Raw genomic sequence first — 12,588 nt, forward strand, 5'->3', positions numbered from 1 at the left:
GATCAGATACTTTTCTGGTAAGACGTCGGGATTGGATCAGGTATTCCGATCCGGTTTCAGGCTTTGCTCCAGTCCATCACTGCACCCTCCTCCTGCCGTCACGCCTGTCCACCGGAAAGCGGTGCCCTGCCCCGAAGCTTGAGCAGGCGCCTGCCGCTGGTGATCGCCTGACCGAAATCCTTCTGCACCGCCAGCAGAGCCGGCACCAGAAGGATGACAAGGAACAGCCCGACGCCCAGCCCGTAGGCCAGCGTGATGACTGTCGGCAGCAGGAACTGGGCCTGGCGACTGGTCTCGAACAGCAGCGGCGCCAGGCCGAACACCGTCGTTGCAGTCGTCAGCACGACCGCCCGCAACCGGTCGCAAACACCGTTGACCACTGCCTGCCGGAAGGGGTGGTCCTTGGCGTATTCGTCGATAGTGGTCACCAGCACGATGCTGTCGTTGATGATGATGCCCGCCATGCCGATGAAACCGACCACGGAGAACATCGACAGCGGAATACCGTGCAGGTAGTGGCCCCAGATCATGCCGACGCAGCCGAAGGGAATGATGATCATGATCATCAGCGGCCGGGTCCAGGATTCGAAGATCCAGCACAGCACCAGGTAGATGCCGGCTAGACACATGGCAAAGCCGATCAGTGCATCGGAGAGGAACGAGCGTTCCTGCTCCGCCAGCCCGCTCATCTCGCTTTCGACGTCATAGTCGGCGGCAAGCTGTGGCAGAAGCTCGTTTTGCAGCATGTCGGTCACTCGGGCAGCGGCTGCCGGATTGTCCTCCGATACATCACCGAAGACCCGCAGTGTGCGCAGCCCGTCGCTGCGGCGGACCGAGGCAAAGCCGTAGGTGCTGTCGATGCTGACAATCTCGCTCAGGGAAACATAGGTGCCGGCATCGGTGCGCACCCGCGTTGAATAGAGAAACGCGGCATCCGTTTCCTCATCCGGCAACAGCACTTTCACCGTTGCCGTTCGCCTGCCGATCGGAAACTCGGCAACCTCGATACCCTCCAGCCGGTTGCGCAGAATGCGGGCGATTTCCTCCGTGGTGAAGCCAAGGGCTTCGCCGCGCGGTGTCAGCGTCAGGTTCAGCTCCGGCTTGTCATAGGCTAGCGTATCCTCCAGCGCGCTGACGCCTTCCATAGGCGCCAGAGACTGCTTCAGGCTTTCGGCAGCGGCTTTCAGGTTTTCCGTGGAGTTGCCGTAGAGCTTGATGTCGATCGCGTCGCCCCCCGGACCTGAACGCTCGCCGCGCAGGGCCAGCGTTTCCAGAAGCGGCGGATTTGTGATCTCCTCGCGCCAGTCGCCGATGAATTGAAAGGCCGAATAGGGCCGAAGGTCGGGGTCGAGCAGTTCTATGGAAATCCCGCCAAGCTGGTCGGCGTCCTTGGTATCTGCCCCCATGAGGCCGCGCCCTGCCGTAGCGCCGACGGTGGAGAGCGCGAAGACCACTGGTTCGGCGCCGTATTGCTCGCTGTATCGCTGGTTGACCACGTCAAGCGCGCGTTCCATCTCCGCAATCATCGCCTTGGTGTCATCGCGTTTTGCCCCGGGCATCATGGCAATGCTGGCGGAAACCACTGCCTGTTCCGGCGCATTGAAGAACCGCCAGCGAACCGACTTGTCGAAAACCAAGGTGAGCGACAGCGCCAGGACCATCAGCGCAAAGCCGATGGCCGGATACCGCACGGCGAGAACCCAGCCGACGAACCGGCGAAACAGCTTTTCCCGGAACCAGACGAAGCCCCGGTTGAACAGGCGGTTGGGCAGGTCGAACCAGTGTTTCTTCTTGCTGGCCTTCAGCGCGTGGTTCATGTGGGCCGGCAGGATGAGGAAGGATTCCACCAGGCTGGCAATCAGCACCACCGACACCGTAAAGGGAATATCGGCGACAAGACTGCCGAAACGCCCACCGATGGCAACCAGTCCGACAAAGGCAATCAACGTGGTGATGGAGGCGCAGAAGACCGGTGCCGTCATGCGCCTTGCCGCAAGGCTGGCGGCTTCCGCTGGCGAATAGCCGCGCCTGTGCAGGAAGTCGGCATGCTCGCCGACCACGATGGCGTCATCCACGACGATGCCGAGACAGATGATCAGCGCGAAAACGGAGATCATGTTCAGCGTGATCCCGAAGACATACATCAGGCCGATCGTGGCGGCCATCGCCACCGGGATTCCGGCAGCCACCCAGAAGGCCGTTCTGGCTGAAAGAAACAGGAACAGGAACAACAGCACCAGGGCCAGCCCGAAGATGCCGTTTTCGACCAGGATGTCCAGCCGGTCGATGATCGCCTGCGAGCGGGTGTTGGTCAGCTGAACGACAACACCCTCTGGAAGGGTGTGCTGGAAGTCCGCCGTGATCCGCTCCACTGCCCGCTGGATCTCGATGGTGTCTCCCTGGGCGCTCCGGCTGACCCGCAGAACCACCGCCGGCATGCCCTTGTGATAATAGGCCCGGCCGCTTTCCACCCCTTCGGTGACAATGTCGGCAACGGATCGCAGCTCAAGCTTTTCCCCTTGCGAGGGCGCTTTCAGAACGATCTCTCCCAGCTCCTGCTCGCTGCGCCGGGTCTGGCCGGTGCGCAGCCGGGCGGAACTGCCGGCGACATCGCCTGCGGGCGTCGTTTCCATCTCCGCCGAAACAACGTCAGCGATTTCGGCAAGCGTCAGACCATGCCGCACCAGCATGTTCTCGCCGACATTCACCCGGATGATCGGGTCTTCCAGTCCTCGAATGGTGACCCGCGTGACGCCCTGGCGGAAAAAGACGGTCTGGAGATCTTCGGCAAAGCGGGCAAGCTGGTCGATATCGACCGGCCCATACATGACGACATCTGTCACCCGGTCGGAATAGACGCTGCGGGTGACCACCGGTTCGTCAATGCCTTCGGGAAGACTGGAGCGGGCCTGATCGACGGCGGCCTTCACCTCGTCGGTTGCCTGGCCCATGTCCCAGCCGTCCTCGAACTCCAGTTCGATGCTGGCCCGGCCCTCGCGCGCAACGGATGTGGCTTCGTCGACACCGTTGATGGCAAGCAGCTGCGGCCCCAGGATTTCGACAACGGCCCGGTCGAGATCCTCAGGCCCGGCGCCCGACCAATTGACGACGACGTCCACTTCCTCGCGGACAAAATCGGGAAAGAACTGCGTCCGGATCTGCGTCGAGGCCGCGAACCCGCTGATCAGCATCATGGCCAATAGCAGGTTCGCCGCTGTGCGGTGCCGGACCATGTAGTCCAGCAGCGAGGCAAATTGCGATCCGCCAGGAGAACGCATGTGGGGACACTCCAATCAGAATATCAGGTCGGATGTGACAGGGTTTACAGCGGTGTTCAGCCGCTGTTACCGCCGCCATGCTCCAGCCGTTCGATCAGCTCTTTCGGCACCATCGGCTTGTTCAGAAGGGCAAGCAGTCTGGCCTTGCGGTTTTCCGGCATGTCGGACCTGTTCAACTGATCAATCAGCGCCGCGCGTCGTTCAGGTTCCAGCGCCACCAGGTCGCCGGGGAGACGCGCTTCGCCCGCTTCCAGCGCCTGCGCCGTCGCTGGCTCGTCAGGTTGCGGGTCATCCTGCCCACCGGTGTTGCGCCGGGGAGTAACCTTCAGACCGGTGCCAAGCTGCGGCAAGCGCTCACGCACGTAATCAGCGCCAAAGGGGACATTGGCCACGATGACTTCATTGCCCATCCGGCGCAGGATCGTCGCCTTGATTTCCTCGATCCGATCCCCTTCGCCAACGATCAACATGCGACCGTCTTCCGTGAGCGCCGCCGAAGGCACCTTCGCGACACGGGTCAGCTCCGGTTCAAGCACATTCACCTTCACGAAGTCGCCCGGCCGCAGCACCGTACCCGGCTCCAGATCCAGCGTCGCAAACAGCGTCCGCCCCGCTTCGCCTTCAGAGACCACGGCCGCGGCCCTGTCAATGGTACCTGGAACCTCGATCGACCGGCCTCCCAGCTGCAGGACTGCTGTGACGGATGCCTTTACCAGACTTCCGCTGGTATCCAGCAGCCGGGAAAATTCGTCGGTCGACAGCGAGAAACGAACTTCCAGCGCCGCCGGATCGATCAACAGGGCCAGCGTCTCCGAAGAGCTGACGCGGCGCCCCAGCGTGGCGTTGACCTCAGACAAATAACCGGTGAAGGGGGCCGTCAGAGTGACTTCCTCCAGGGTACGCCTGGCATCGTCCAGAGCGAGCCGGGCTCGCTTGACCGTCAGATCCATCCGCTCGATGCGCTTGCGTGCAGTGATGACCGATTGCAGGCGATTGCTGAGCGATTGTTCAAGGGAGGCGACGGCCAGTTCTTCGGTCTCGACCTGTACGGCCGTGGAATACCCCTTGTCCCTCAGCTGCTGCTGACGCTCCAGCGCCTGCTTGCGCAAGTCCAGCTGGCGCCGGGCTGCTTCCAGTTCCTGCTCGGCACCGACAATGGCTTCCGCGGCTTCCGCCTTCTGGGCCTCGGCATCGGCAAGGGCCGCTTCCGCGTCCAGCACCTGGAATTCCGCATTGGCCGGATCGATCCTCAGCAGCAGTTCGCCCTTTGCGACGGCGGCACCGTCGCGAAACTTGGAGGCAACCTCGACAAGCCTGCCTTCCGAGCTGGCCCTGAGTTCCAGCGTCCGCCAGCTTTCCACCTGGCCGTAGGCAGTCGTGACAGGCGCGACCGTTTGCGATGTCAGCTCGGCGACATTGACCGAATAGCTGCGTTCGCGGGCAGGACGTCGCTGCGCGGTCTCTTCTGCCGTCATAGCAGTATACAGACGGTAGCCGCCAAAACCGGCAAACCCGATCATGATCGCCATCAACGCCAGACCGACAAGTCCGCGCATCAGAAACCGCATTCGCCTCTCCACCTGAAGGGCCGGGCTAGCGGGTTGTAGGGAAGTCACCCGGGCACCGGCACTTAACGTCAGGTTCCTTAACTAACACGGTACTGGGGCGAAATTCTGAAAAGCTTGTAACGACTTGTATCGTCTTGTATACGCCGGCCGCCTGTTCGCCCGTCAGCCGTTTCTCTTTGCCGCAGCCGGCCGAAGACACCCGGAAAGCAGACAAGAAAAAACCCGGCACCTTGCGGTACCGGGTTTTCCGTATCGGCCGGGAGGCTGGCTTAGAACTTGTAGCCAATGCCCATGCGAACCTGCGAATTGTTGAAATCCGAGCTCACGCCGGTTCCGTTCAGGTTGAAATCCTGTTCGCCGAAATCCTGGTAGACGTATTCCAGCTTGGCGCTGATGTTGTTGGTGATGGCTGCTTCGCCACCTGCGCCAAGGGTCCAGCCCAGGGCGGTCTTGCTGTCCGTGTCGCCATTGCCGGAAACTTCCAGGTCGGCAATTGCCAGACCGCCGGCGCCATAGACCATGTAACGGTCGAAGGCGTAACCGACACGGCCACGGAAGTTGGAGTTCCAGTCAGACTTGGACCGCAGGGTCAGGCCACCGTTGGACTTGGACTTTTCCAGGTCGGTCAGGCTGAAGTCGGCTTCCGCGCCGACCACGATGTTCGGCGTCACCTGGAAATTGTAACCGGTGTAAAGACCGCCGGCGATGCCGTTCGCATCCACTCCAAGCCCGGTGTTGTTGCCGGCCTTGTTGTCGAACTGGCCGAAAGCCCATCCGAGATTGCCACCGATATAAAGGCCGGTCCAATCGATGCTCTGTTGCGGAGCCGGAACCGCCTCATAGGCCGGTGCCGGCGACTGCGGCAAATCCGCAGCCAGGACAGGCGCCGATGCGACCGTCGCGGCTGTCAGGGCCATGCCAGCAAGTGCAAGACGTTTCATTTGAGTACTCCAGATCCACTTTATCCATTAGTGCGTTGGCCGGAAATTGCCGGCCAGTTGCGAGTTGGACGGGTATAAAGCCGCGTCCTCACTCTCCCCCAATGACAAGATATGGAGATCGTTTGTGGCGGATCAGGATTGAGAATGGGGAGTTTTGATGACAAATGGAGGCAACATTCTGACAGGATGAAAGACCCGTAAAGACAATTGCAATTTGCATTCAGGAACCCCATTTGGCCGGTAGAAAGATCCTTGTCCGCGGCTTTCCCCTCACCGATCTATTGCGTATAAGGCGCCAAGTTGAACTTTGGCGCTGCCACATTGAAGCCGCCTTCGAAGATTGAAACTGACCCGAACCGGAAATTCGTAAATGCTCTTTGACTACATCAGCCTCGCAGGCGGACTTGTTGTTCTGATTATCGCAGGCGATGTCTTGGTCAGGGGTTCGGTCGGTATTGCGCAGCGTCTGGGCATTCCCAATCTGGTCATCGGTCTGACCATCGTCGCCTTCGGCACCTCTGCTCCCGAACTGGTCATTTCCCTGAAAGCCGCGCTGGAAGGCGCCGGCGGCATCGCCATCGGCAATGTGGTCGGTTCCAACATCGCCAACGTGCTTCTGGTTCTGGGCATGCCCGCGCTGATTGCGGCAACCCCGTGTGGTGAAACCGGCGCGACGCGCAACGCGCTGTTCATGGTCGCAGTCACCATTGTTTTCATGGCGCTCTGTTTCTTCACGCCCATCGGCCTGACCGCCGGCCTCATTCTTCTGGCACTGCTCGGTGTCTTCCTTGCAGCCTCCACCATGATGGCGCAGAAGCACAGGAAAGAGCAGAAAGCCATCGCCGCGGCATCCGCAGGCGCCGCCGCTGCCGATATCCCGATGGAAGACGATGATGGCCTGGACGAGGTTGAGGATGTTCCCGATTCCGTCTGGATCGCGCTTGCCTATATTCTTCTCGGCCTGGTCGGACTGCCGCTCGGTGCGCATTTCACCATCAGCGGAGCAACGTCGATCGCAACCTCCTGGGGCGTCAGCGAAGCCGTCATCGGCCTGACCGTCATCGCCCTCGGCACCTCCCTGCCGGAACTTGCCACCACGGTCATGGCCGCAATTCGCCAGCATGGTGCCGTCGCCATTGGCAACGTCATTGGCTCCAACGTCTTCAATCTGCTCGCCATCATCGGCATCACCGCCGTCATCGTGCCGATCGACGTGCCGCAGGAAGTCCTCAAGCTGGATATCTGGGTGATGCTGGCCTGTGCGATCCTGCTGACAATCCTGGCGGGAATGCGCATCTGTCTCGGCCGAATATCCGGCGCTGTCATGACGGCGGCCTATTGCGCCTATATCGCCACCGTCTATGTGCTGGGTCACACCTCCTGAAGACTCTTTTGGCCGCCGGTTGGCAGCAGAGCACCGCTTCGCCGCACCCGCCTCTTTCCCTATTGCCTTGCGCGGCTTAAATGTCTGGCATGCAGGACGATACTGATTCTGAAAAAAGCGCCGTATCCGCGCCGGAGACCGGCAATGCCCCCGCACGCAAGGGCGTCGAGGTCATTGCCGACGAGGTCAAGCGCCTGCCCAACGGGCCGGGCGTCTACCGGATGCTGGACGAAAACGGCGAGGTTCTCTACGTCGGCAAGGCCCGCAGCCTCAAGAAACGGGTCACCAGCTACACGCGCCTGCAGGGCCAGTCCAACCGGATCATGCGCATGATCCTGGCGACGGCGTCGATGGAATTCGTCGTCACCCAGACAGAGCCGGAAGCCCTGCTTCTGGAAGCCAACCTGATCAAGCGCCTGCGGCCACGGTTCAATGTGCTGCTGCGCGACGACAAGTCCTTTCCCTACATACTGGTGACCGGTGATCATGAATCCCCCGCGATCGTCAAGCATCGCGGTGCCCGCAAGCGCAAGGGCGAGTACTTCGGCCCCTTTGCCTCGGCAGGCGCGGTCGACCGCACCATCAATGCGCTCCAGAAAGCCTTTCTGATCCGGACCTGCTCGGACAGCTATTACGAAAACCGCTCCCGCCCCTGCCTGCAGTATCAAATCAAGCGCTGTGCAGGCCCCTGCACCGGGGAAATCGATCCGGCGGATTACGCCGGCCTGGTGTCGGAGGCCAAGGCCTTCCTTTCCGGCCGCAGCCAGTTGATCAAGACCCAGCTTGCAAAGCAGATGGAAGCCGCGTCCGCCGATCTGGAGTTCGAGCGCGCAGCCATCTACCGCGACCGCCTGTCGGCATTGTCACACATTCAGGCGCATCAGGGCATCAATCCGCAGTCGGTCGAGGAAGCCGACGTTTTCGCCATCCACCAGGAAGGCGGCCAGACCTGCGTGCAGGTGTTCTTTTTCCGCACCGGACAGAACTGGGGTAACCGGGCCTACTTCCCCAAGGCCGACAAGTCCTTCGAGGAAGCCGATATTCTGGAAAGCTTCCTGGCGCAGTTCTATGACGATAAACCCGCTCCACGTCAGATCCTGCTCTCCCACGAATTGAGCGAACAGGACCTTCTCGCGCAGGCGCTCTCCGAACGCACAGGCCGAAAAGTCGACGTCGCCTGCCCCAAACGCGGGGAAAAGAAGGAACTGGTCGACCACGCACTGACCAACGCACGCGAGGCGCTTGGCCGCAGACTTGCGGAAACCTCCAGCCAGGCCCGTTTGCTGAAAGGCGTCGCGGAAGCTTTCGACCTGCCCCAATCACCGCGCCGGATCGAGGTCTACGACAACTCCCACATCATGGGCACCAATGCGGTGGGCGGCATGATCGTTGCCGGCCTGGAAGGCTTCGCCAAGGGCCAGTACCGCAAGTTCAACATCAAGTCGGAAGATCTCGTCCCCGGCGACGACTACGGCATGATGCGCGAAGTGCTGACGCGGCGCTTCTCCCGTTTGTTGAAGGAACACGCCCGCGAAGACAGCAAGCCGGAGGCGGTCGACCCAGCCCTCCAGGATACCGATGAGGGCGAACTGGAAACGGCGCCTGCCGATACCGGCGTACCGGCCTGGCCGGAACTGGTGCTCATCGACGGCGGCCAGGGCCAGCTGACCGCGGCCCGCGAGACTCTGGAAAGCCTCGGCATCACCGATGTCCCGCTCGTCGGCATCGCCAAGGGACCGGACCGGGATGCCGGACGGGAGAAATTCTTCATCCCCGGCCGGCAGTCCTTCATGCTGCCCGAGCGCGACCCCGTCCTCTATTTCGTCCAGCGCCTGCGCGACGAAGCGCACCGCTTTGCCATCGGTAGCCACCGGGCCCGCCGCAAGAAGGACATCACCAGGAACCCGCTGGATGAGATCGCGGGTGTTGGTCCGACGCGGAAGAAGGCCCTGCTGCGCCACTTCGGCACGGCCAAGGCCGTCTCCAAGGCAGGGGTCGACGACCTGGCCGCCGTGCCCGGCATTTCCGAGGCAATTGCCAAACTGGTCTATGACCATTTTCATGAATAGGACGTCCGGCCGGCGGCTCCTCCCGGCCAATGATTTTGCCAAAGCCAAGGAATTCTGAGAGTGTCAAACCCGTTGGAAGCCGCGCTTCGGTGCATCGACGCAAAGGATTACGGCATGGCGCTGGAGATCCTGACCGATCTCAATGCAGCCAATCCGCGCGATCCGCAGGTCAATCACTGGCTTGGTGTCATCTATCTGACCCACGGTCACGCATCCCGGGCAATCGAACATCTACAAGCTGCCGCGAAGGTCGCGAAGAAGGAAGCCGTCATCTTCGCTACACTTGCGGATGCCCTCACCCTCGACAACCGTTTCGAGGAGGCCCTGCCATATGCGCGCAAGGCAGTCGCCCTCGACGCCAAGTCCGAATTCGCCCACCGCACCCTGGGCGAGATCTACGCAAGGCTGCGGCGGCCCGTCATGGCCGAACATGCCTTTCAAAACGCGCTTGCCATCAACGAGGCTTCGGCGATCGCGCATCTGGCGCTCTCGCGGCTGAAAGTCTCGCTCGGCAAGATGGACGAGGCCGAAACCCATTTCCGGCGCGCACTGGAACTGGCTCCCGAGGAACCCTCGGTTCTCATCAGTGCAAGGGACCTCTCCGACCTTTCACTGAAGAAAGAGGCGCTGGAAAAGATCGAGACCCTGCTGAACGATGCGGACCGGCCGATGGCGAAAGTCGAGCGGGCAAGGCTTGCCTTCACAGCCGGCAAGATCTGCGACGACACCGGCGACACGCCCAAGGCCTTTCACTATCTCGGGCAGCATCGAAACGACCTTTACGGCCACTATGATGCCGACCGGCAGGAACGCCATGTCGAAACCTGCCGGGAAGTCTTCTCGAAACAGTTTTTCGATGACCGCAAGGATTATGCCCTCACCAGCGACAGGCCCGTCTTTGTCTTCGGCATGCCGCGATCAGGCACCTCGCTGGTCGAGGCCATCCTGTCCGCTCATCCCAAGGCGACCGCCGCAGGTGAATTGAGTTTCTTTGACGAACAGATTGATGGCCTGACGAAAGGCCACACCGGTGACAACGCCTTCTTCGACGCCGCCCTGGCCCTCGACCGCAAGAGCGCCCAGCGCATCGGCCGCAAGTACCTGACCCTGCTCGACGGTTTCAGCAAGAAAAGTGCCCGCGTGATCGACAAGATGCCGCAGAATTTCGAGCACCTCTGGCTGATCGCCCTCCTGTTCCCAAATGCACGTTTCTGCCATGTCAGCCGCAACCCGGCCGATACCTGCGTCTCCATCTACATGACGCCCCTGCCCGGCAAGCACGGTTACTGTGAAAGCCAGCAATCGCTCGCCCATTATTATGGCCAGTACAGAAAGCTGATGGCGCACTGGAGCACAGTGCTACCGGTTGAGATCCGCAATCAGTCCTACGAGACCCTTGTCAGCGATCCGGATACGGAGCGCCCCGCACTGATTAGTCACGCCGGGTTGGCATGGGACGATGCCTGCCGCCATCACGAAAGCAATGAGGCGCAGGTCTTCACCTTCTCCATGGCCCAGGTCAGGCAACCCATTCATACTGGGGCCGTGAACCGTTTCGAAAAGTACCGGGATCACATTGGCCCGCTACTCGAAGGACTTGCAGGGATCGAAACCTGACACCGGAGGGTTGCATCTTCAGGCCGGTTTATCACAAGCTGTAGCGACAAACCGGCACCCGGCGCGTCTTCCGCGCCTCTTTTGGAAACGGGTGTGTTCGCGAGACCAGCCGCTTGTGCGGTGCAGACCACCGGACAAAGATGCACCCAGATCCGACCGAACAAGCTTTCGCTCTTCTTCAAGCAGGACAATTCGTCCGCGCTCAGACGCTTCTGGAGGCAGTGCTCCAGAACGATCCGCGCAATGCCCGCGCACGGTATGGCCTGGGCATCGCCTGCCTCTCCTTCGGCCGGACCGCGCAGGCGATCCCCCATCTGGAAGAGGCCGCAAAAGGCGCGAAAAAGGAAGCAGTGGTTCACACCACACTCGCAAGCGCACTCAACATCGAGAGGCGCAGCGAAGACGCACTGCCTCATGCGCGCAAGGGGGCGTCGCTCGCACCGGGGTCTGAATACGCGCAACGCGTCCTTGGTGAAGTCTACGCCGATCTCCGGCGCTCCGGACTTGCCCGGCAGGCCTTCGAGCAGGCTCTGAAGGCCGATCCGCAGTCGCCGCGTGCTCATCTGGGCCTCTTCGAACTGGAAATGACACTCGGCAATCGGGAGATTGCTGAAAACCATATTCGCATCGCTTTCACAGAGGCCCCTTCCGATCCCGCAATCCTGACCGCGGCTGCCGAGGTTCAGGACGAAACTCTCAAGGCAAGTGTCCTTGACGGAATTGAACGGCATCTTGCGAACCTGCCACAAGGCGCCGCAACCGCCGAAGTCACCCGTCTTGCGTTTGCCGCAGGCAAGATCTGCGACGCCGCAGGCGACACCGGCAAGGCATTTTCCTTTTTCGACGGATACCGGACGGGCCTTTACCCCGCCCACGATCCGGGCGTGCAGAAAGCCTTCGTGGAAAGCTGCAAGGCCGCCTTTGACCGGGAGTTTTTCGAACAGCGGAAGGACTGGGCGCTTTCAAGTGACAGGCCGGTTTTCGTTTTCGGCATGCCTCGCTCCGGCACGACCCTGGTCGAGCGGATCATCGGCCGGCACCCTGCCGCACGGGCCGCGGGGGAGCTTCAGTTCATCCCCGATCGGATTCATGATCTGGCGTCCGGCCGGACACACGGCCCGCAACTCTTTGAGACTGCCCGTCAGATGACACGGCAGGACGCTCAGCGCATCGGCCGCCGCTATCTCTCCCATCTGGAGGATATCGACAAGAGAGCGCACCGTGTAATCGACAAGATGCCTCACAATTACGAAAACCTCTGGCTTCTCGCCCTTCTTTTTCCCAACGCCAGTTTCGTGCGTGTGACGCGGAGCGCAGAAGACACCTGTCTTTCGATCTACATGACGCCGCTACCGCCGCATCATTCCTACAATGAGAGCCAGGCTTCACTTGGCCGCTATTTCAATCTCTACCGTGATCTGATGGCCCACTGGTCAGAGGTTCTGCCGGTTGCCTTGAGGCATCAGTCCTATGAAAGCCTTGTCAGCGACAATGAGACGGAAAGTCGGGCCCTGCTCGCCCATACCGGCCTGGACTGGGACGACGATTGTCTGAAGCCCCCTGATGAGACCACCCAGATCTTCACATTCAGCCGCGAGCAGGCACGCCGACCTGTCTATGGCTCGTCCGTCGGGCGCTGGAGGGCTTATCAAGCGCATATTCAGCCGCTGCTGGCAGCGCTCGAGGCAAAGGCGAACTGACTTTGCGGCAAAACAGGTCGCACCTTCCGCA

The 12,588-nt window shown here is 61.2% G+C and carries 7 protein-coding genes; 4 read left to right on the forward strand and 3 right to left on the reverse strand.

The window, feature by feature from the left end:
• Positions 1-98: 98 nt before the first annotated feature.
• The 3 genes from J7447_RS13155 to J7447_RS13165 form a co-directional block, all read right to left on the reverse strand.
• Positions 99-3,278: an efflux RND transporter permease subunit gene (locus tag J7447_RS13155; protein WP_209169815.1), complete on the reverse strand. Its 3,180-nt coding sequence runs from the start codon at positions 3,276-3,278 to the stop codon at positions 99-101.
• Between the two features lie 56 nt (positions 3,279-3,334).
• Positions 3,335-4,846: an HlyD family efflux transporter periplasmic adaptor subunit gene (locus tag J7447_RS13160; RefSeq protein WP_209169816.1), complete on the reverse strand. Its 1,512-nt coding sequence runs from the start codon at positions 4,844-4,846 to the stop codon at positions 3,335-3,337.
• Between the two features lie 269 nt (positions 4,847-5,115).
• Positions 5,116-5,787, reverse strand: coding sequence for an outer membrane protein (locus J7447_RS13165; RefSeq protein ID WP_022998052.1), 672 nt, complete (start codon positions 5,785-5,787; stop codon positions 5,116-5,118).
• A gap of 370 nt (positions 5,788-6,157) precedes the next feature.
• On the opposite strand from J7447_RS13165, the gene J7447_RS13170 reads away from it, so the two are divergent.
• The 4 genes from J7447_RS13170 (at position 6,158) to J7447_RS13185 (ending at position 12,557) form a co-directional block, all read left to right on the forward strand.
• Entirely contained in the window at positions 6,158-7,171 is a 1,014-nt protein-coding gene (locus J7447_RS13170) for a calcium/sodium antiporter (protein WP_022998053.1), read from the forward strand.
• A gap of 89 nt (positions 7,172-7,260) precedes the next feature.
• Positions 7,261-9,240, forward strand: coding sequence for an excinuclease ABC subunit UvrC (gene uvrC, locus J7447_RS13175; RefSeq protein WP_286189131.1), 1,980 nt, complete (start codon positions 7,261-7,263; stop codon positions 9,238-9,240).
• Positions 9,241-9,300: 60 nt separating this feature from the next.
• The gene (locus J7447_RS13180; RefSeq protein WP_168684828.1) at positions 9,301-10,857 is read left to right on the forward strand and encodes a sulfotransferase; all 1,557 of its coding nucleotides are present in this window, start codon (positions 9,301-9,303) and stop codon (positions 10,855-10,857) included.
• A gap of 140 nt (positions 10,858-10,997) precedes the next feature.
• Positions 10,998-12,557 carry a tetratricopeptide repeat-containing sulfotransferase family protein gene (locus J7447_RS13185; RefSeq protein WP_209169818.1) on the forward strand — a complete coding sequence of 520 codons (1,560 nt, stop codon included), beginning with the start codon at positions 10,998-11,000 and terminating at the stop codon, positions 12,555-12,557.
• Positions 12,558-12,588: the final 31 nt, after the last annotated feature.

The organism is Labrenzia sp. R5_0, assembly GCF_017743835.1.
Lineage (GTDB): Bacteria > Pseudomonadota > Alphaproteobacteria > Rhizobiales > Stappiaceae > Roseibium > Roseibium algicola.

Excerpts from the sequence above, each read along its gene's own strand:
- uvrC (WP_286189131.1), top strand. The coding sequence starts at position 7,261 with ATGCAGGACGATACTGATTCTGAAAAAAGCGCCGTATCCGCGCCGGAG.
- J7447_RS13155 (WP_209169815.1), bottom strand. The coding sequence starts at position 3,278 with ATGCGTTCTCCTGGCGGATCGCAATTTGCCTCGCTGCTGGACTACATG.
- J7447_RS13165 (WP_022998052.1), bottom strand. The coding sequence starts at position 5,787 with ATGAAACGTCTTGCACTTGCTGGCATGGCCCTGACAGCCGCGACGGTC.
- J7447_RS13185 (WP_209169818.1), top strand. The coding sequence starts at position 10,998 with ATGCACCCAGATCCGACCGAACAAGCTTTCGCTCTTCTTCAAGCAGGA.
- J7447_RS13170 (WP_022998053.1), top strand. The coding sequence starts at position 6,158 with ATGCTCTTTGACTACATCAGCCTCGCAGGCGGACTTGTTGTTCTGATT.
- J7447_RS13160 (WP_209169816.1), bottom strand. The coding sequence starts at position 4,846 with ATGCGGTTTCTGATGCGCGGACTTGTCGGTCTGGCGTTGATGGCGATC.